The organism is Rhizobium leguminosarum, assembly GCF_002953715.1.
GTDB classification, from domain to species: Bacteria; Pseudomonadota; Alphaproteobacteria; order Rhizobiales; family Rhizobiaceae; genus Rhizobium; species Rhizobium leguminosarum_V.
Genome location: NZ_CP025014.1, coordinates 13,370 through 33,487, shown reverse-complemented (window position 1 = coordinate 33,487; position 20,118 = coordinate 13,370). Strand labels below are relative to the sequence as shown.

At 62.7% G+C, this 20,118-nt stretch carries 12 protein-coding genes; 8 read left to right on the top strand and 4 right to left on the bottom strand.

Annotation, left to right across the window (positions count from 1 at the left end; translation table 11 throughout):
* Window positions 1-295: 295 nt before the first annotated feature.
* The 5 genes from CUJ84_RS29635 (at window position 296) to CUJ84_RS29615 (ending at window position 7,206) form a co-directional block, all read left to right on the top strand.
* On the top strand, window positions 296-2,257 hold the full coding sequence (locus tag CUJ84_RS29635) for an ABC transporter ATP-binding protein (protein WP_199788866.1): 1,962 nt from the start codon (window positions 296-298) through the stop codon (window positions 2,255-2,257).
* A gap of 126 nt (window positions 2,258-2,383) precedes the next feature.
* Window positions 2,384-4,282 carry an ABC transporter ATP-binding protein gene (locus tag CUJ84_RS29630; protein ID WP_105009231.1) on the top strand — a complete coding sequence of 633 codons (1,899 nt, stop codon included), beginning with the start codon at window positions 2,384-2,386 and terminating at the stop codon, window positions 4,280-4,282.
* 147 nt (window positions 4,283-4,429) lie between these two features.
* Window positions 4,430-4,747, top strand: a complete 318-nt coding sequence (locus CUJ84_RS29625) for a hypothetical protein (RefSeq protein WP_097616540.1) — start codon at window positions 4,430-4,432, stop codon at window positions 4,745-4,747.
* A 247-nt stretch (window positions 4,748-4,994) separates the two neighbouring features.
* Window positions 4,995-6,035 (top strand): LacI family DNA-binding transcriptional regulator, encoded by a 1,041-nt coding sequence (locus CUJ84_RS29620; RefSeq protein ID WP_105009230.1) that lies wholly within the window; start codon window positions 4,995-4,997, stop codon window positions 6,033-6,035.
* A 133-nt stretch (window positions 6,036-6,168) separates the two neighbouring features.
* A complete protein-coding gene (locus CUJ84_RS29615; RefSeq protein ID WP_018448766.1) occupies window positions 6,169-7,206 on the top strand; it encodes a LacI family DNA-binding transcriptional regulator in 1,038 nt (345 codons plus the stop codon).
* Between the two features lie 39 nt (window positions 7,207-7,245).
* Here the strand turns inward: CUJ84_RS29615 and CUJ84_RS29610 are convergent, their stop codons facing one another.
* Both CUJ84_RS29610 and CUJ84_RS29605 read right to left on the bottom strand, forming a co-directional pair.
* Window positions 7,246-8,535: an MFS transporter gene (locus CUJ84_RS29610; protein WP_105009229.1), complete on the bottom strand. Its 1,290-nt coding sequence runs from the start codon at window positions 8,533-8,535 to the stop codon at window positions 7,246-7,248.
* Window positions 8,536-8,677: 142 nt separating this feature from the next.
* Complete coding sequence (locus CUJ84_RS29605; protein WP_105009228.1) at window positions 8,678-9,877, bottom strand: multidrug effflux MFS transporter; 1,200 nt, start codon at window positions 9,875-9,877, stop codon at window positions 8,678-8,680.
* Between the two features lie 274 nt (window positions 9,878-10,151).
* Here CUJ84_RS29605 and CUJ84_RS29600 point away from each other — a divergent pair, with 274 nt between their 5' ends.
* On the top strand, window positions 10,152-10,892 hold the full coding sequence (locus CUJ84_RS29600; protein ID WP_105009227.1) for a TetR/AcrR family transcriptional regulator: 741 nt from the start codon (window positions 10,152-10,154) through the stop codon (window positions 10,890-10,892).
* 27 nt (window positions 10,893-10,919) lie between these two features.
* Here CUJ84_RS29600 and CUJ84_RS29595 read toward each other — a convergent pair whose 3' ends face one another.
* Both CUJ84_RS29595 and msrA read right to left on the bottom strand, forming a co-directional pair.
* Window positions 10,920-11,360 (bottom strand): response regulator, encoded by a 441-nt coding sequence (locus tag CUJ84_RS29595; RefSeq protein ID WP_105009226.1) that lies wholly within the window; start codon window positions 11,358-11,360, stop codon window positions 10,920-10,922.
* Window positions 11,361-11,591: 231 nt separating this feature from the next.
* Window positions 11,592-12,296: a peptide-methionine (S)-S-oxide reductase MsrA gene (gene msrA / locus CUJ84_RS29590; protein WP_105009225.1), complete on the bottom strand. Its 705-nt coding sequence runs from the start codon at window positions 12,294-12,296 to the stop codon at window positions 11,592-11,594.
* Between the two features lie 198 nt (window positions 12,297-12,494).
* On the opposite strand from msrA, the gene CUJ84_RS29585 reads away from it, so the two are divergent.
* Together CUJ84_RS29585 and pbpC are read left to right on the top strand one after the other, a co-directional pair.
* Entirely contained in the window at window positions 12,495-17,960 is a 5,466-nt protein-coding gene (locus CUJ84_RS29585) for an alpha-2-macroglobulin family protein (protein WP_105009224.1), read from the top strand.
* The gene (pbpC, locus tag CUJ84_RS29580) at window positions 17,960-20,038 is read left to right on the top strand and encodes a penicillin-binding protein 1C (protein WP_105009223.1); all 2,079 of its coding nucleotides are present in this window, start codon (window positions 17,960-17,962) and stop codon (window positions 20,036-20,038) included. Before CUJ84_RS29585 ends, pbpC begins: the two co-directional genes overlap by 1 nt.
* The last annotated feature ends 80 nt before the right edge of the window (window positions 20,039-20,118 follow it).

Sequence of the window (20,118 nt, the reverse complement as noted above, 5' to 3'; positions counted from 1 at the left end):
GTGGCAAGCGCTTTGTTGCCACATCGTTTCAAGATATTGAAATATAACATAATTTAGAACTATCCCGTGGAAATCCGGTCGACCTTTGCACCCCGAACTGCGAATTGATTGTCGAAAACGTCAGATCGACAGCGACCTCAGCTGGCCCGTAGGGCGAGGGCTTTGGGAGGCATGGCTCTCTCCGGTAGCGGTCGGCTCTAGACATTCACCTGCCGCAACCCGTTCGCGCACAGATTGTTCCCGCCCGGATGCGAGGTGACCTCACGTAAAAATAACCAACTGGTGAATTCTTTACTTGAACCCCCAAATGGAATCGGCAAAAGTGAAGGTGCTATCAATCCCTTCATGGATTTGCCGTCTTTTCGGGCCAGCGTCCGACCACACATCTATTGGAAAAAATACCGTGAGCAGCGATGCGTTAATACGCGCGACGAAGCCTTCGGCTTCGATGGCGCTTGCAACTGCGGCAGGCTGGGGCCGAGGCCTCTTCACATTGGTGCGCATCACCATGATGGCCTTCCGCCACCCCTGGCAATCCGGCTTTGCGATCGGCGCCACGCTTGTTGCCTCCACCTTCCAGCTGATGATCCCGCGCCTTCTCGGTCAGGCGGTCGACCACACGCAGATGGCGATGAGCGGTGGCGCGGCGGGTCTGGTGGCACAGGACGCGCTGCTGACCACGGCATTGCTGCTGCTCGGCGCCAGCGTGCTGCGCGGCCTCTTCACCATGGTCCAGAACTATTACAGCGAAGCCGTCGGCCATCACATCGGCTATGAGTTGCGGCTGGCCTGCTACGAGAAGATCCAGCGGCTCTCCTTCAGCTTTCATGACACCGTGCATTCCGGCGACCTGATCACTGTCGGCCTGCTCGATCTCGAAGGCGTGCGCATGTATTTCTCCACCGCACTCGTCCGGATGATCCTGCTGTCGATCCTGATCGGCATCGGTGCCTATATGCTGCTGTCGACCGATGTCGTGCTCGGCCTCCTGGCGCTGAGTTTCGTGCCCTTCGTCGGCTGGCGCTCCTCGGTGACGCAGCTGAGGCTGCGCGCCACCTGGCTCGATCTGCAGGAGCGGCTTTCGGTGCTGACCCGCATCATGGAGGAGAATCTCGGCGGCATCCGCGTCGTGCGCGCCTTTGCCGCACAGGACCACGAGCTGTCGAAATTCGAGGCGGCGTCGAAGAACGCGCTGGCGCTCGCGCATCAGCGCGTCGGCATCCGCGTCACCAATACCAGCGCCATGACCTTCTCCTTCTTCGCGGCGATGGGCCTGGTGCTCTGGGTCGGCGGCGGCAAGGTGATGTCGGGCGAGATCACCGTCGGCACGCTGGCCTCCTTCCTGACCTTCATGACTATCCTGCAGATGCCGGTGCGCCAACTCGGCCTGATGGTCAACGCCTTTGCCCGCGCCTCCACCTGCGGCTCACGCCTCTTTGCCCTTCTCGACCTCGACATCGCGATCAAGGATGCGCCGGATGCGAAGGAGCTGAACCTCACGGACGGCGTGCTGCGCTTCGAAAATGTCAGCTTCGCCTATCCGGGTTCGGAAAAGCGCACCGTGCTCCAGGATGTCTCTTTCGAAGCGCGGCGCGGCCAGACGATCGGCATCGTCGGGCCTCCCGGCAGCGGCAAGTCGACGATCGCCCATCTCATTCCCCGCTTTTACGACGTCAGCAGCGGCAAGATCACGATCGACGGCCAGGATATCCGCAAGGCGACGCTGCAATCGCTGCGTCGGGCCGTGGCCGTCGTGCAGCAGGATTCCTTCCTGTTCACCACGACGATCGAAAACAACATCGCCTATGGCGATCCGTGGGCGAAGGAAAGCCGCATCGAACGCGCCAGCGAAAGCGCCCAGTTGCACAATTACGTGCTCGGCCTTCCCACCGGTTACGGCACCGTCGTCGGCGAGCGCGGTGTTTCACTGTCCGGCGGCCAGCGGCAGCGTCTTTCGATCGCCCGCGCGCTGATGCTGAAGCCGGCGGTGATGGTGTTCGACGATTCGACGGCGGCGATCGATGCGGCCACCGAGCAGCGCATCCGCAGCGCCATGCGCCGCTATGCCGCCGACCGCGTGACGATCATCGTTGCCCACCGCCTGAGCTCGCTGATGCATGCCGACCAGATCCTGTTCGTTGAAGACGGCCGGATCGTCGAGCGTGGAACGCATGCGGCGCTGCTTTCGCTCGGCGGGCGCTACAAGGCGCTCTACGACCTCCAGGTGCGGCCGGGCGACGAGGCCTTGAGCGCTTAGAGCATGATGCATCCGGCCTGAAACATCCGGATCTGGCAAACGGCATATCCCCTCTGCTCCCAAGAAGAGGGGAACGGTTAGTGACTTATGCAGGCCACCGGAAGTGATGGCCGCGGGAGGAATGGCATGGCCGAGGAACTGGAAACCGAGCGTCCCGACGTTCGCGAGGATGGACGCCGCCCGCCGAGGGCGGTGGTCGGTTCGCAGCGCGTCGAGGAGGAGATGTTCGGCAAGGCCTTCGACGGCAACGTCGTCAAGCGTATCTGGGTTTTCGTTCACCCCTATCGCCGCCAGGTCCTCTGGTCTGTCGTCGCCGTTCTGACCTTCACGATGATGCAGCTCGCCATCCCGCTGATCATCCGCTATGCCATCGACCACGGCATGTCGGCGGGCGGCAACCATTCGGCACTGGCCTGGTCGATCGTCGCCTTCACGATTGCCATCCTCATCAACTATGCGGCAAGCTACGCGCAGGAGACGCTGGTCGGCGGTGTGGCGGAAGAGGTGCTCTTCGATATCCGCAAGGCGATGTTTTCGCATCTCCAGCGCGTTTCGCTCTCCTTCATGGACAAGACCGAGGTCGGCCGGCTGATGTCGCGCCTGCAGGGCGACGTCAACTCGATGCAGGAATTCCTCGAAACCTCGGTGCTCTCCGTCGGCGACATCGTGCTGCTCTTCGGCATCATTTTCGTGATGCTCTATCTCGATTTCAAGCTGGGGCTGCTGACGCTCTCGGTGCTGCCGGTGCTCTTCATCGTCCGGCTGTTCTGGCTGCCGCTGGCGCGCAAATCCTTCATGGCCGCGCACGAGACCAATTCGATTGCCGCCGGCGCACTCGCCGAAGCGATCCACGGGGTGCGTGCCGTCCAGAGCATGGACAGGCAGGGTGTCAACTTCACGCTCTACGACGACAAGGCGCATGCCAACCTCAAGACGCATCTGACGGCGGCGCGCTATGCCCAGGTGATGGTGCCGATCGTCGATAGCCTGACCGGCGTGGCGATGGCGCTCGTCATCGTCGTCGGCGGCGCACGCGTTCTCAACCAGGCGCTCGATGTCGGCGTGCTCGTCGCTTTCCTGTTCTACATTCAGCGCTTCTTCGACCCAATCCGTTCGCTGACCCTGCAATATTCGGTGATGCAGCGTGCCATGGCTTCCGGCCAGCGGCTGACCGAAGTGCTCGACGTGCCCGTCGACATCAAGGATGTGCCTGGTGCCACGGCGCTGTCGCGCGACATGGACGGCTCGGTGGAATTCAAGGACGTCGTCTTCGGCTATAATCCGAAGCATCCGGTGCTGAAGCATGTCAGCTTCAAGGTCAATCCCGGCGAGACGGTGGCGCTGGTCGGGCCGACAGGGTCCGGCAAATCGAGCTGCATGTCGCTGATCCATCGCTTTTACGATGTGCAGCAAGGTCAAGTGCTGGTCGGCGGCCACGATGTGCGTGCGCTGACGCAGGATTCGCTCGGGGCACAGATCGCCATGGTGCTGCAGGAACCCTTCCTCTTCACCGGCACCGTTTTCGAAAACATCCGCTACCACAAGCTCGAGGCGACGCGCGAACAGGTGATCGAGGCGGCGAAGGCCGTCGGCGCGCACGACTTCATCATGCGCCTGCCGGAGGGTTACGATAGCGTCCTCGGCGAGCGCGGCGGCAACCTTTCGCTCGGCCAGCGCCAGCTTTTGAGCTTTGCCCGCGCATTGGTGGCGGACGCGAAGATCCTCGTGCTCGATGAGGCGACGGCCAATATCGACAGTTATACCGAGATGCTGATCCAGAAAGCGCTGGTGAAGCTGCTCGAAAACCGCACCGGCCTCGTCATAGCCCACCGGCTTGCAACGATCCGCGAGGCAGACCGCATCATCGTGCTGCAGAACGGCGAAATCATCGAAAGCGGCGATCACCGCCAGCTAATGAAGAACGGCAAGCTCTATTCCAAGCTCTACAATCTGAACTACTCCTCCTTCGACGACATTCCCGAAGACGTGCTGGAAGAGACGACGGCGACGCAATCGGCGACCTAGCGCATCGTGCTTTGTGCGTCCGTGAGGACGCATGGCGCACTAATCCCGGATGACATGCATTAACGCCTGTCGCAAAGTTTGAACGAACAAACGACTTGCTGCCGCATTTGCCTATTATCCGGGGCGAGTGCCACTGAGGAGAATATTATGAAAAGAGCAATTTGCAGCCTGCTGATCGCCACGGCCCTTGTTGGATCGGCCATTCAGCCTGCTGCCGCCCGCGACCACCGTCATCACGATAACACCGGTCGAATCATCGCCGGCGGCGTTGCCGCAGGTGTTGTCGGCGGGCTCATTGGCGGCGCAATCGCCAATGGCGGCGGCCCTCGCTACGTTGAAGAGCCTCGTTATGTCGACGGCCCTCGCTATGTCGAACCGGCGCCGAGATGCTGGTATGAGGACCGCGATGTCCGCAACCGCTATGATGGCGGCTATCATGCCGAAACCGTCCGCGTCTGCGAATAACGGGTTCATAAACCCGTCACCGGGAGCCGAACTCTCGAGCGGCGTGACGTGATCATTCGTCGTCGCCGCTCGTATTCGCCCCCTCAGCCGAGGTTCGTCCGCAGCCCCGGCACTTTCCGCAATGAACATTGGCTGCGTTGAGCGCCATGTCAGCTCATTCTGCGGTTATCGCCCTTATCGAAAAAATCTCGTTGCCATTCGATCGCTTGTCATCCGGCTGTCAGAGACGATGAATAGCTGAAAGCCGATGAATGATGGTCCAGTGAACGACGGCAAGGCGCCGAAGAAAGAACGCATGCGGTTCGTCAGCGCCGAGCAGGTCGCGCAATTGGCGGGCGTTTCGCGCTCCGCGGTCTCACGCACCTTCACGCCGGGCGCCAGCGTCGCTCCGACGACGCGTGAAAAGGTGCTGCGGGCGGCGCAAGAGCTCGGCTACCACGTCAACGACCTGGCGCGCGGCGTGCTTGCCAATCAGAGCCGCCTCGTCGGCATCGTCGCGACCCGGCCGGAAGTGGGTTTTCGCGCGCATCTGGCCGCTGCACTTGCCAAAGCCCTGATCCGGCGCGGCAGCATCCCGATCCTCATCAACACCGGCCAGACGGAAGATGAGCTGCTCGCCGCCCAGAAGATGCTGATCGGCCACCGTGCCGAGGCGATCATCATCCTGTCGGGCTCGCCGCCGGCGAGTTTCTTCGAACTCGCACAGCGAAACGGCCAGCCACTCGTCGTGATCGGTCGTTCGGAACCCGACGCCGACCATGTGCGCGCCGGCAACTCCGAAGCCTCCCGCAAGGCGGCAACGGCCTTTTACGAAAGCGGCAGACGGCGTCTGGCGGCCATCGGCTCCAACACGGGAACGCCGGCTATCATCGAACGCGAAAGCGCCTTCCTGTCGACCGCCCAGTCGCTCGGCGCATCCGTCGTCGTCGGACGCGGCGGCGATTCCGACTATGACGGCGGTGTTGCCGCCGCCCGTGCACTCTTCTCGGAGACAATAAAGCCCGACGCCGTTTTCTGCGCCAACGACCAGATCGCCTTCGGACTGATGGATGTCGTGCGCCTGGAAGCGCGGCTGCGCATCCCCGAGGACGTCGCCGTCATCGGCTTCGACGACGTGCCGGAATCCTCCTGGCTGAGCTACAGGCTGACCACCTTCCGCCAGGATCCGCTGACCATGGCGCAGCGCGCCGTCGAGCTGATGGAGCGGCGGCTTGAAAAACCCGATGCGCCTCCAGGTTACGAACGCGTCATTCCGGAACTCGTCATCCGCCAGAGCTTCAGACCCTGACCTTTCCGCGTGGCTTTTCGCAGGCGCCATCCTGTGGCAAGAAGGGGCATGACGCTTTATTTGCCGCATGTCGTTGTCCCAAAACCGCTGCACACTTTTGGGCGACATGCATTGGGGAGGAAGATCGCCTGAGATGAAGGGAATTCGCCAGCTCGCCGAGCATCTCGACATTTCGATCGGGACCGTATCCCGTGCGCTGAACGGCAAGCCCGACGTCAACGACGAAACGCGCCGGCGCGTGCTCGCCGCCGCCGAAGAGCTCGGTTACGTCGCCAACCAGTCGGGCCGCAGCCTTCGCCAGGGCATGACCAATGTCATCGGGCTGATGCTCGAGGTGAGCCGCGAGACGGTCGAAAACAGCGACGACTTCTTCCTTGGCGTCACCGACGGGCTGCAGAGCGTCTTTTCCCGTCACAAGCTCGATCTCGTCATGCTGCCCTGCCCCGATGACGAGGACCCGCACGAGTATCTGAAGCGCATGGTGGCGCGCCGCCTTGTCGACGCGCTGATCATCTCGGCGACGCGACGTACCGACCGGCGCATCGAGCTTCTGGAAAAGGCCCGCATCCCCTTCGTGGCGCTCGGCCGCAGCGCGTCGGGCGGCAGTTATACCTGGATGGACCTCGATTTCGAGGGCGTGGCGTCGCGCGGCGTCGACCGGCTGGTCGCCAAAGGCCACCGGCGGATCGCTGTGGCTGCACCCTCTTCCGACATCAATCTCGGCTACCTCTTCCTCGACGCCTACCGCCAGGCGCTGCAACGGCATGATATCCCCTTCGACCCGGCCCTCGTCATCCGGGTCAAGTCGAGCGAACAGGGTGGCTATCAGGCCGGCCACGAATTGCTGATGATCGAGCAGCGGCCGACGGCGATCATCCTGATCCATGAACTGATGGCGATCGGGCTTTACCGACGGCTTGCCGAGGCCGGCGTCGTGCCCGGCCGCGACCTCGCCGTCGTCGGTTTCCGCGAGGAGCCGCGCACGCATTTCCTGCAGCCGACGCTGACGTCCTTCCGCATGTCGCTGCGCGATCTCGGCGCGCAGCTCGGCGAAACACTGCTCGCCACCATGCCGGCCTATGCCGATCACTATCCGCAGGGTGCCCGCAACAGGATCTGGCCGCTGGAACTCGTTCCGGGCGAAAGCGACGCTTTCACGCTGACGGCCTGAAGCCCGTCGCGTACATATATTTCTATTTCGCGGCTTGCATCAGACCCGGCTTGGAGCAGCCTGCTCCCTGCTCGACAGCTGATGCGTGACGAAGAAGACCAGCAGGGCTCCGGCCGCCAGGCAGGCGGACAGGAAGAACATCGGCGCGATCGTGCTGCCGCTCGCTTCCTTGATCCAGGGCACGACGTTCTGGGCGACGAAACCGCCGAGATTTCCGACCGAATTGATGGCGGCAAGGCCGGCTGCAGCACCCGCGCCCTTGAGGAAACGCGAGGGCAGGCTCCAGAACACCGGCTGGGGGGCGAAGATCCCGGCAGCGGCGACACAGAGGAAGGCGAATTGCAAGGTGTGGTTCGGGATCAGCGCCGAGAGCAGCAGGCAGGCGGCGCCGATGAAAGCGGGAATGACAATATAGGGCGTCTTCGATTGCGCCTTGTCGGCCATGGCGGGAACGACATAGAGCGCGATCGCGACCAGCACCCAGGGAATGATGTTGAGGAAACCGTTCACCGTGTTGCTGACGCCGAAGGCCTTGACGATGGTCGGCAGCCAATAGCTGAGCCCATAGGCCGAAAGCGGAAAGGCGATATAGCAGAGCGCCATCAGCAGCACGCGTGGGTCGATGAGCGCCTTGAAGCCGTTTCCGGCATTCTCGCCCATGCCGGCATCTTCCGAGGCGAGCCTGCGTTCGAGCCACTGCTTTTCCTCGCCGCTCAGGAAGCTTGCGTTTTCAGGCCGGCCAGGAAGATAGAAGAAGGTGACGATGCCGGCGATAACAGCCGGAACACCCGTCGCCAGGAATACCCACTCCCAACCGGCAAAGCCGTAAAGACCGTCGAGATCGAGCAGCACGCCGCCGAGCGGCGCACCGACGGCATTGGCGATCGCGCTGAAGATCATGAACAGCCCGACCATCCTGCCGCGATAGACCGAGGGGAACCACAGCGTCAGCAGATAGAGGACGCCGGGAAAGAAGCCGGCTTCGCAGACACCGAGCAGGAAACGCAGGATATAGAACATCGTCGCGTTCTGCGTGAAGGCGAGCGCGATGGTGACGATGCCCCAGGACACCAGGATGCGTGCGAACCAGACACGGGCGCCGAGCCTGTCAAGGAAGAGGTTGCTCGGCACCTCGAAAAGAAAATAGCCGATGAAGAAGAGCGAGGCGCCGAGACCGTAGGCGTATTCACTCATTCCGAGGGCATCGACCATCTGAAGCTTGGCGAAACTGACGTTCTGCCGGTCGATATAGGCGATGAGATAAAGGATGCCGAGAAACGGCATTAGCTTCCAGGTGATTTTCGAGATCAGCCGCTTCTCGTCGACCATAAGTATCCTCCGATATGACCATGCTTCGTCACGGCGTAGATAGAGCGGCCAGCCGATAATCAATTGCGCGTTGCATTTTCTCCAGGAGCCGCGACCGGATCACGAGGCCGCACCCGGACACCGGGTGCGGCCTGTCTTTAGATCATTCAGCAGCGGCAACAGCAGCGCGGCGGCCGATCGTTGCCTGGGTCAGCGCGAAGGCTGAGAAGGCGCAGAGCGCGATGCCGGCGGCCATCGGAACGGCAGTACCGTCGAAGAAGACGCTCGATATGACCATGGCGACGGCGGCGATCACGAAGTGCAGCGTGCCCATCAGCGACGAGGCCGTGCCGGCGATCTCGCCGTGATCCTCAAGGGCGAGCACCGCGCTTGTCGGGATGACGAGGCCGAGGAAGCCATAGCCGATGAACAAGAAGGTCGCCAGGACAGGCAGCTGGTTGAAGCCTGAGGCCATCACCACCGCCATCACGACCATCGCAAGCGCATAAGCGCTGACCGCAATCCGCATGACGCGCACGAGGCCGAAACGCTCGCCGAGCCAGCCCGTGGCCTGCGATACCGCGAAGAAGGACACGGCGTTGATCGAGAAGGCGAAGCTGTATTGCGTCGGCGTCAGCCCGTAATGCTGGATCAACACGAAGGGCGAGTTGGCGAGATAGACGAGGAAGCTCGAAATGCCGAGGCCGCCGATGAAGGTCAGCGTCAGGAAATTGCGGTCGGTTAGCAGAAGGCGATAGGCCGCCATGGCGCTGCTCAGACCGCTGCCGCTGCGTTCGTTCGCCGAACGGGTTTCCTCCAGTTGGGTCGCAAGCAGGACGAGGCCGATGAAGGCGGCGATCGTCACGGCCCAGAATACGCCGCGCCAGCCGTAGAACTCGATGACGGCGCTGCCGGTCAGCGGTGCCAGGATCGGCGAGATCGAGAAGACCAGCATCAGCAGCGACATCAGGCGCGCGGCCTGCACGCCGGTGTGCATGTCGCGGACGATGGCGCGCGGAATGACCATGCCGGCGGCACCGCCGATACCCTGAACGAAACGGAAGGCGATCAGCGTTTCGATATCGGTCGCCAGAGCGCAGCCGATCGAGGCGATGGCGAAGAGGCCGATACCGAGATAGAGCGGCAGCTTACGGCCCCACATATCCGACAGCGGACCATAGACGAGCTGGGCGAGCGCAAAGGAGATGAAGAAGGCAAGAAGGGTAAGCTGGGTGACGTTGTTATCGGCATGCAGGTCCTGGCCGATGGACGGCAGCGCAGGCAGATACATGTCGATGGCAAAAGGCCCGATGGCCGACAGAAGGCCGAGAATGAGGGCAATGCGAAAGAATGGAGCCGTCATAATGGTGATCTTTCATAAAGCGCGGCGGAGGTACCGGATCGTCGCTCCGCCACATTGCTCTTAGAGCGCCGTGCGTCCTCTCGGACGCACAAAGGACACTCTAACTCTTTGAATTTACGCATCGTGCTTTCCGAAAATCGGAACCGATTTTCGGGCCGACGCGCTAGGGTTCAATGATGATCGTTCGCGCGAAGACGAAGTTGGGAGCTCATATCTCCAGCGGCGGAACCAAGAGTGTCAATAAATTTGGACACAGATGTAAAACTAGACGCCATTGTCTAAAACGTCAAGACGTCTTATCTTCGCTCTCATGAAAGATCGCATGACACCGGCAGTCCGGATGACGGGGCATACGCAGCGCGGACAATGCGCCAAGCGCATGTCGATCCTCGATGCCGCGGCCGACGTATTCTGCCGCCAGGGTTTTGCCGGCGCCAGCATCGACGAGATCGCCGCCGTCGCCTGTGTCTCGCGCCAGACGATCTACAATCACTATCGCGAGAAGGAAACGCTGTTCGTCGCCGTCGTCGAAGACGTCATGAAGCGCGCCAACGCCATGCTGTTCTCGGTGCTTTCGACCTTTCCTGATCACGCCGACGATCTGGAGGACGAGCTGACGGCCTTCGCCGTGCGCCTCAATAAGAACTGCATCTGCAACCACGACGGAAAATTCCTGCGCAAGCTGGTGCAGACCGAGGGCGAGCGATATCCGCACCTCTTCGAAAGCTGGCGCCAGCAGGGGCCGGGCAAGCTGATCACCGCACTTTCTGCACTTCTCGGGCGGCTTGCCCATAAGGGCGCGCTCGCCATCGACGATTTCGACGTCGCCGCCCGGCAGTTCGTGGCACTCGGCAATGCCGACCTGCAGATGATGATCCTTCTCGGCGGCACACCCACCGATGAAGAACTGGAAAAGGCGGCGCGCAACGCGGTCCGTACCTTTCTCAAGGCCTATGGCAGGCCGGAGGCGGAAAAGGCCGGCCATCCGCCGCAACTCGCAGCCATATCAGGCTGAGAGAGCCCTTCCGATCAAGCCTTCCGATCAGGCAAAGACCGTCATTTGTGAGGGTACGACCGCGAACATGCCGACGCGGCGCGCGGCAAGATATTTCACCAGCTGTTCGACAACCGAAGGCATGACCGGCTTCTGAACCACGCCGACCGCGCCCTTGACACCATCGGCGACCATTTCGGGATTGCCGGTCATGAAGACGACGGCAATGCCATGCTCTTGCGCCAGCCGTCGGCCGATCTCAGGCCCTGTCGGGCCGTCGGCAAGATTGACGTCGACGAAAGCGATATCGGCAAGCGGCGCCAGCCGCAGCGCCTGTTCACGATCATTCGCAAGGCCCGCGACCTGCATGCCCATGCCTTCCACCGTCGCCTCGAGATCCAGGGCGATCAAGAATTCATCTTCGACGATCAATACTCTCTGTTTCATGAGATCATCTCGTTGCCAGCGCCGCACGACATTGGTGGCCATGATACGTCCCCTTGGTTACGCCTGTACTTCTAAAGAGGGATCCGCTCCGGCAGCCTATCCCACGCGAAACTCAAGGTGGTAACGGGCAACTCAACGATATGTTCCGCGTTGGAACGCCGTTTTTTGTATTTAAGGTATTGTTAACGTTGATAAATTCTTAAGGCGCTCAAACCTGAAGCAAAAAAGGCGGCACCATGGCCGCCTTGATAAAGACAAGACCGGCAGGATTAATCAGCCTTTGGCCTTCAGCACGAGGACCGGTTTGCCGCGGTAGTCGGCCGGAAATAGCGATTTCAGGTTCTCGATTTTCGGCAGGTCGTTGTAAACGATATAGGGATAGGTCGGATTGAGTGTCAGGAAATCCTGATGATAGGCCTCCGCAGGGTAAAAGCCGGTGGTTTCAGAGACTTTGGTGACGATCGGCTGCGGGAAGACATGCGCCTTGTCGAGCTGGCCGATATAGCTCTCGGCGACCTTGCGCTGTTGCGGATCCGAGACGAACACCGCCGAACGGTACTGCGTTCCCCGGTCCGGACCCTGGAAATTCAGCTGCGTCGGGTTGTGCGCCACAGAGAAAAAGATCTGCAGCAATTTGCCGTAGCTCACCTGTTTCGGATCGAACTTCACCTGGACGGATTCGGCGTGACCCGTAGAGCCGGTGCTGACGGTTTCGTACTGCGCCGTTTTGGCGTCGCCGCCGGCATAACCGGAGACGGCGCTCTCAACGCCCTTTACGTGCTGGAAGACGCCCTGGACACCCCAGAAACAACCTCCGGCGAAAATGGCCGTCTCGGTGCCTGACCCGGCCACCTCGTCAACGGTCGGCGGCGGGATGACGACGGCATCCTCGGCCGCGTCCGCAGCACACACGCCGAGCGAGAATAGAGTGGCAGCAAGGAGCGCGGCAAGGCTCCTGCGGTGGGAAGACGTGGACATGGCGCTACCTCCTGCGACGGCCCAAATCCTTGCTCATCCTTGCAAAAGTCGCAAATCACAAGGCGGTCACTCACGCCGATGTGACAGCCAGACGAAAGCGCCTGTGCGAACATGAAACAGCGCTCAACTTGAGTTGACAATCTCGCGAGGAGTGAGGAGAGTGCCGCCGGTCAGAGCCAGCATTTCCGGGGGGAACCTATGTCCGTGCGCTCGTTCTTCGCTTTCGCGACAATCGCATTTTCCACGATCGCCATCAGCTTTCCCGTCGCCGCGGCGGACACCAAGCGCGACATTCAGACGATCAAGGACGCCGATTTCTTCGGCTTCGATCTTCGCACCGAGCAGAACGTCTCGCTCGATCAGTGCAAGACATCCTGCATCGGCGACAAGAGCTGCAAGGCCTTCACCTACAATCCCAAGGTGAAATGGTGCTTCCTGAAATCCGATTTCAAAACGATGAACGCCTTCCCCGGCGCCATCGCCGGCAAGATCGTCGAAACGGCCGCCCAGCAGGAGCGGGATATCGGCGCCGCGCCGCGGCTGACCTTCCTGACGAACGATCTCATCCAGCAGGCCCACGACTTCAAGGATAATCTGACCCTGGCCGACGACCAGCAGGGCCAGGGCGTCGACAGCCTGACGGCCAATGCCCGCATCGACCTCACCGCCAATAACCTGGCCGACGCGCTGAAGTCCTTCCATGGCGCGCTGTCGATCACGCCTGACGACGCCGATCTCTGGCTCGAAACTGCCCGTGCCGCAGCGTCGCTCGGCAGCGCCGAGAGCAATACGACGGGCCAGGCCGTGCTCGACGCGCTGAACGGCTACGAGCTGACGCGCACCACCGCCAAACGCGCCGAGGCGCTGGCCGTGCTCGCCACTGCGCTGGAGCGGAATGCCAACTACCGCCCGGCGCTCGACGCCTACAAGGCGAGCCTGGCGCTTGTCGGCGCCAAGGATGTGCAGGCCGCCTACCTGCAGCTGAAATCAACGCAGGGCTTCCGCGTCACCGAACACACGGTCGATGCCGACAGCGCCACGCCGCGTGCCTGCGTCACCTTCTCGGAGGCGCTGGTCAAAACCACCGACTACACACCCTTCGTGACGCTGAACGCCGAAGCACCAAAGGCGCTCGAAACCAAGGACAAGCAGATCTGTGTCGAGGGGCTGACGCATGGCCAGACCTACAAGATCGCCTTGCGGACCGGCCTGCCGTCATCAGTCGACGAGGTGCTGGAAGCGCCTGTCAGCGTCGACGTCTACATCAAGGACCGCAGCCAGATGGTGCGTTTCACCGGCGACAGCTTCGTGCTGCCCTCGACGGCGCGCCGCGGCATCCCGATCGTCTCGGTCAATATGACCTCGGCCAACCTGAAGCTCTACCGCATCGGCGATCGCGCCATCGCGCCGCTGCTGACCAATTCGCAGTTCCTGTCCCAGCTCGACGGCTACAGCGCCCAGAACATCCAGGACCAGAGCGGCGAACTCGTCTGGCAGGGGTCGATCGACATCGCCAACGAGCTCAACAAGGACATCGTCACCAGTTTTCCGGTCGACGAGGCGCTGCCCGAGCGCAAGCCCGGCATCTACGTGATGACCGCGACGGCAGCAAACGGCACCGCGCAGGAGTGGGATTCGCAGGCGACGCAATGGTTCCTGGTCTCCGATATCGGCGTCACCACCTATGCCGGCACCGACGGGCTCAACGTCTTCACCCGCTCGCTCGCCTCGGCCAAGCCGATCGCAGGCGTCGAGCTGCAGCTGCTCGCCAAGAATAATGAAGTGCTCGGCACTGCGACAACCGACGAAAACGGCCGCGCCATCTTCACCGCCGGCCTGATCCGGGGCACGGCGGCGCTGACGCCCGCCGTCATCACCGCCAAGAACGGCACGTCGGACTACGTCTTCCTCGACATGACGCGCGCCGGCTTCGACCTCTCCGACCGTGGCGTGACGGGCCGCGCCTCACCCGGCGCGATCGACGTGCTGACCTTCACCGAACGCGGCATCTACCGCGCCGGCGAGACGGTTCATGCTCAGGCACTTGCCCGCGACACCGATGGCAACGCCATCGAGAACCTGCCACTCACCTTCATCTTCAGCCGCCCCGATGGTGTCGAAGACCGGCGGATCGTCAGCCAGACCAGCAATCTCGGCGGCTACTCCATCGATTTCCCGACCCAGGAAAATGCGATGCGCGGCACCTGGACGATGAACATCTATACCGATCCCAAGGGCAGCGCGATCGCCACCAAGAGTTTCCTCGTCGACGATTTTGTCCCCGATCGCACCGACATGGAGATCAAGACCGAGGCTAAGGAAGTCGGTCCGGACACGCCGGCGACGATCACCGTTTCGGGCAAATATCTCTACGGCGCCCCGGCCGTCGGCCTGACGCTCGAAGGCGACGTCGTCGTCAAGCCGACGCGTGAGACTGCGGCCTATAAGGGCTTCCTCTTCGGCCTCGCCGACGAGGAGGCGAGCGAGGATTCGCGCCTGCCGATCGACGGACTGCCGGAACTCGACGAAAACGGCGAAGCCTCGACCGACCTGACCATCAGCGAGCTGCCGGCCACGACACAGTTGCTCAACGCTACTGTCTATATGCGCATGCAGGAGGCGGGCGGCCGCGCCATCGAGCGCACTCTGACCATTCCGGTGAAGAACGAGCGGGCGTCGATCGGCATCAAGCCGGAATTTTCCGACGATCTGCCGGAGAACTCGATCGCCAACTTCACGGTGATCGGCGTGAATGCCGATGGACAGAAGCAGGAGGCGAAGGGCCTGCGCTGGAAATTCTACAGCCTCAACCGCGAATACCAATGGTATCGCGAGGGGACGGCCTGGAAATACGAGCCGGTCTACACCGCCGAGCAGGTCTCCAACGGCAGCGTCGACGCGACGATGGACGGCGGCAAGATCTCCGTGCCGGTGACCTGGGGCCGCTATCGCCTCGAAGTGGAAAGCCCCGATGCCGATGGCCCGACCTCCAGCGTCGAATTCGACGCCGGCTGGTTCGTGACCTCGACCTCGACCGAAACGCCCGACGGGCTTGAGATCGCCCTCGACAAGGACACCTACAAGATCGGCGAAACCGCCAAGCTGAAAGTCACCTCGCGCTATGGCGGCGAGCTGATGGTGACGGCCGGAACCGAAAAGCTGGTCGCTGTACAGAACGCCACGATCGGTGAGACGGGCGGCGAAATCGACATCCCCGTTACCTCAGACTGGGGTGCCGGTGCTTATGTCACAGCCACGCTCTTCCGCCCCGGCGACGCGCAGGACAGCCATATGCCGATGCGCTCGATCGGCATCAAATGGCTGAAAGTCGATCCTGAACAGCGCGCGCTGCAGGTGACGCTCGACACGCCCGAAAAGATGCTGCCGCGCGGACCGTTGGCTATCGGCCTGCAAGTGGCGGGCGCCGGCGCCAACGAGGATGCCTATGTGACGGTTGCTGCCGTCGACGTCGGCATTCTCAACCTGACGCGCTATGAACCGCCGAACCCGGAGGACTGGTATTTCGGCCAACGCCAGCTCGGCCTCGAAATCCGCGACCTCTATGGCCGCCTGATCGATGGCTCGCTGGGTGCGACCGGCAAGCTCAGGACCGGCGGTGACGGCGGTGCCATTGCGCTGCAGGCAAGCCCGCCGACGCAGAAGCTCGTCGCCTTCTTCTCCGGGCCGGTGAAGCTCGACGCCGAAGGCAAGGCCAATGTCTCCTTCGACATTCCGCAATTCAACGGCACGGCGCGCGTCATGGCGGTCGCCTGGTCGAAATCAGGCGTCGGCCACGGCATCAAGGATGTCATCATCCGCGATCCTGTCGTGGTGACCGCAAGCCTGCCGAAGTTCCTCTCCCCCGGCGACAAGGCCAATCTGCGGCTCGACATCGCCAATACCGATGCGCCGGCTGGCGACTACAAGCTGCAACTGACCGGCAATGATGCCGTCGGCATCGAAGAAGCCTCCGCCTCGCAGACGATCCGCCTCGAGGCCGGCGCGAAATCCGAACTGACGCTTTCGCTCATCGGCAAACAGCCGGGCGCCGGCAGCGTCTCGATCAACCTCTCCGACGCTTCCGGCCTTTCGCTCGACCAGACGGTCGACGTGCCGGTGCGCCCGGCCTCCTTGCCGATCACCGAACGTAGGGTGCTGGCGCTGAAGCCCGGGGCAAAGCTCACCGTCGACAAGAACCTGCTCGCCGACAGCGTGCTGCCCGGCGCCTCGATCAGCGTCAATGTCACCCGTTCGGCCGCCTTCGATATCCCAGCCCTGCTGATGACGCTCGACCGCTATCCCTTCGGCTGCGCCGAGCAGACCACCAGCCGGGCGCTGCCGCTACTCTATCTCGCCGAAGTGGCAAAGCAAGCGGGCATGGAAAACGACGACGACGTGCACAAGCGCGTGCAGGATGCGATCTACCGCGTACTCTCCTATCAGGCCTCGGCCGGCAGCTTCGGCCTCTGGGGACCGGATTCGGGCGATGTCTGGCTCGATTCCTATGTCACCGATTTCCTGACGCGGGCCCGCGAAATGAAATACGACGTGCCGGAAAGGGCTTTCGTGCAGGCGCTCGAAAACCTGCAGAACACGTTGTCCTACACCACCGACATCAAGGGCCAGGGTGACCAGATCGCCTATGCCATCTACGTCCTCGCCCGTAACAAGAAGGCCGCGATCAGCGATCTGCGCTACTATGCCGATACGATGATCAACGACTTCCCGACGCCGCTCGCCAAGGCGCATATCGCCGCGGCACTGGCGCTCTATGGTGATGCGCAGCGTTCGAAGAATATTTTCCTCGACGCGCTGCAGATGTCGGAGCAATCGATGGTGTCGCGCGTGAACCTGTCGCGCACCGACTACGGCACAATCCTGCGCGATGGCGCGGCGATCCTGGCGCTCGCCGCCGAAAGCCGGCCGGTACCGCCTGTCATCCCGGAACTTGCCAAGGCGGTCGGCAAGGAATGGGAGCGCAGCAAATATAAGAGCACGCAGGAAGAAACCTGGATGCTGCTTGCCGCTCGCGCCATCCAGGGCGGTGACGACGGCCTGAAGGTCGATGTCAATGGTGCCGCGCATACTGGCGCCTATATGGCACGCATGACCGGCGATGCCCTGGCCGACCATCCGCTGACGCTGACCAACCAGACAAACGACACGGTTTCGGCTGTGGTCACCACCGTTGCCGCCCCGACGGTGCCACTGCCAGCCGGCGGCGACGGCTTCATCATCGAGCGGACCTATTACACGCTCGACGGCGAAGAAGCGAATGTCAGCGAGGCAAAGCAGAACGAGCGCTACGTCGTGGTCATCCATGTGCGCGAAACCAATGACTGGCCTTCGCGCATCGTCATCACCGACCTTCTGCCCGCCGGCTTCGAGATCGACAATCCGAATCTCGTCGACAGCGCCCAGATGACCAATTTCGATTGGATCGGCGAGATTTCCGCCGCCCATACCGAATTCCGCTACGACCGCTTCGTCGCCGCCTTCAACCGCGCAGCAGGCGATGAGCGCGAATTCAACGTCGCCTATGTCGTGCGCGCGGTCACCCCCGGCACCTACGACCATCCGGCCGCAAACGTCGAGGACATGTACCGGCCCGAGCTTTCGGCCCGCACGGCAACCGGCAAGATGGAGGTCGTGACGGCGCAATAATGAGGCGGTGGCACAAGTTTGCGATCGGGTCCGCAGCCGGCATCGTTCTTGCCGGTGCGGCTCTCTTTGCGCTCGATGCCGCCGACAAGGCCTTTCCGCCGCCGCTCGACAGGGCAAATACCGTCTCCGCCGAGGTGCTGGATGCCGACGGGCAATTGTTGCGTGCCTTCGCGACATCGGAAGGCCGCTGGCGGCTGAAGACGGCAGTCTCCGACGTCGATCCGCAATTCCTGCGCATGCTGATCGCCTATGAGGACCAGCGTTTCTACGAACACGGCGGCGTCGACCTCTGGGCGCTCGGGCGCGCTGCCGTGCAACTGGCCAGCAACGGCCGTATCGTCTCCGGCGCCTCGACGCTTTCGATGCAGGTGGCGCGGCTGATCGAGCCGCGCGAAGGACGCTCGCTTTCGGCAAAGCTCCTGCAGCTCGTGCGCGCCGTGCAGATCGAGCGGCGGCTGTCGAAGGAACAGATTCTCGACCTCTATCTCACACACGCGCCCTATGGCGGCAATCTGGAAGGCGTGCGCGCCGCAAGCCTTGCCTATTTCGGCAAGGAACCGCGCCGCCTGACGGTCGCCGAGGCGGCGCTGCTCGTCGCCCTGCCGCAGTTGCCGGAACGGCGCCGGCCGGATCGCAATCTCAAGGCAGCCGAGGCGGCACGCAAGCGTGTGCTCGACCGGGTGGCAGTCGCCAGAGCCGTTGGTGACGGCGAAGCGGAACGGGCCGAAGGCGTCGCGGTCCCGCCCCAGCGCATGCAATTGCCGGCCCTTGCCGCCCATGTCGCCGAAGCAGCGCTGCGCAAGGAGCCTGATGTCCTCAAGCACCAGACGACACTGAGGAAGCAGGTGCAGCAGGGGCTGGAGGCGGTTGCGCGGGCAGCGGCATTCAAGCTCGGGCCGAAGCTTTCGCTTGCCATGGTGATGGCGGATGCGCAGACGGGCGCGATCGTCGGCGAGGTCGGCTCAGCCGATTATTTCGATGCCAGCCGCTCCGGCTGGATCGACATGACGCGCGTCAACCGCTCGCCGGGCTCGACGCTGAAGCCCTTCATCTATGGGCTGGCCTTCGAGCAGGGCCTGGTGTCCCAGGAAACGATCATCGAAGACCGGCCCGCCGATTTCTTCGGCTACCGGCCGCGCAATTTCGACATGAGCTACCAGGGCGACGTCACCGTGCGCGAGGCGCTGCAGCTGTCGCTGAATGTGCCGGCCGTCAAGCTGCTCGATGCCGTCGGGCCGTCACGGCTGATGGCGCGCTTCCGCCGCGCCGAGGTACGCCCGGTCCTGCCGCCGAATGAGACGCCGGGGCTTGCGATCGGGCTTGGCGGCGTCGGCATCACCCTGAAGGATCTGGTGCAGCTCTATACGGCGCTCGCCAATCGCGGCCAACCGGCAAGGCTCGGCGACGGCGTCACCGGCGCACCGGGCAAGCTCGACGGCGAACCGCTGCTGGAGCCGGTCGCAGTCTGGAACGTCGCCGATATTCTCTCCGGCGTCATTCCCCCCGCCGGCGCGCCGCAACGCGGCATCGCCTACAAGACGGGCACGAGCTATGGCTATCGCGACGCCTGGTCGGTCGGCTATGACGGGCGCTATGTGCTCGGCGTCTGGGTCGGACGACCTGACAATAGCGCCGTGCCGGGATTGACGGGCTATGGTACCGCCGCGCCCATCCTCTTTGAAGGGTTCGCCAAGTCAGGCATCGCGACGACGCCGCTGCCCCGCCCGCCTGCAGGCGCCGTGCGCATCGCCCAGTCCGAGCTGCCGATCAGCCAGCGGCGTTTCGCCCTCAATGCCAGCGGCCTGCTCACCTCCGGCCGCGAGGCCGCGCCGCAGATCATCTATCCGCCCGAGGGCGCGCATGTCGATCTCGGCGCTGGGCAAGGCAACCTGTCACCGCTGATGCTGAAGCTCCAGGGCGGCCGAGCCCCCTTCCGCTGGCTTGCCAACGGCAAGCCGCTGCCCGACCTCTCCCGCCGGCGCATCCAGCAATGGCTGCCTGATGGCGGCGGCTACTCGAAACTGACCGTTATCGACTCGGCCGGACGCGCCGCAAGCGTCGGCGTTTTCATCGACTGAAGCATCGTTCATTGCGCGCCTGAAAAGACACGCGGGCGCAGTAAGGGAACAAAAGCCGCGCTGCAACCGTTGGGGACAAT

Coding starts and splice junctions, on each gene's coding strand:
- CUJ84_RS29630 (WP_105009231.1), top strand. CDS start 2,384: ATGGCCGAGGAACTGGAAACCGAGCGTCCCGACGTTCGCGAGGATGGA.
- CUJ84_RS29625 (WP_097616540.1), top strand. CDS start 4,430: ATGAAAAGAGCAATTTGCAGCCTGCTGATCGCCACGGCCCTTGTTGGA.
- CUJ84_RS29620 (WP_105009230.1), top strand. CDS start 4,995: ATGAATGATGGTCCAGTGAACGACGGCAAGGCGCCGAAGAAAGAACGC.
- CUJ84_RS29615 (WP_018448766.1), top strand. CDS start 6,169: ATGAAGGGAATTCGCCAGCTCGCCGAGCATCTCGACATTTCGATCGGG.
- CUJ84_RS29610 (WP_105009229.1), bottom strand. CDS start 8,535: ATGGTCGACGAGAAGCGGCTGATCTCGAAAATCACCTGGAAGCTAATG.
- CUJ84_RS29605 (WP_105009228.1), bottom strand. CDS start 9,877: ATGACGGCTCCATTCTTTCGCATTGCCCTCATTCTCGGCCTTCTGTCG.
- CUJ84_RS29595 (WP_105009226.1), bottom strand. CDS start 11,360: ATGGCCACCAATGTCGTGCGGCGCTGGCAACGAGATGATCTCATGAAA.
- msrA (WP_105009225.1), bottom strand. CDS start 12,296: ATGTCCACGTCTTCCCACCGCAGGAGCCTTGCCGCGCTCCTTGCTGCC.
- CUJ84_RS29585 (WP_105009224.1), top strand. CDS start 12,495: ATGTCCGTGCGCTCGTTCTTCGCTTTCGCGACAATCGCATTTTCCACG.
- pbpC (WP_105009223.1), top strand. CDS start 17,960: ATGAGGCGGTGGCACAAGTTTGCGATCGGGTCCGCAGCCGGCATCGTT.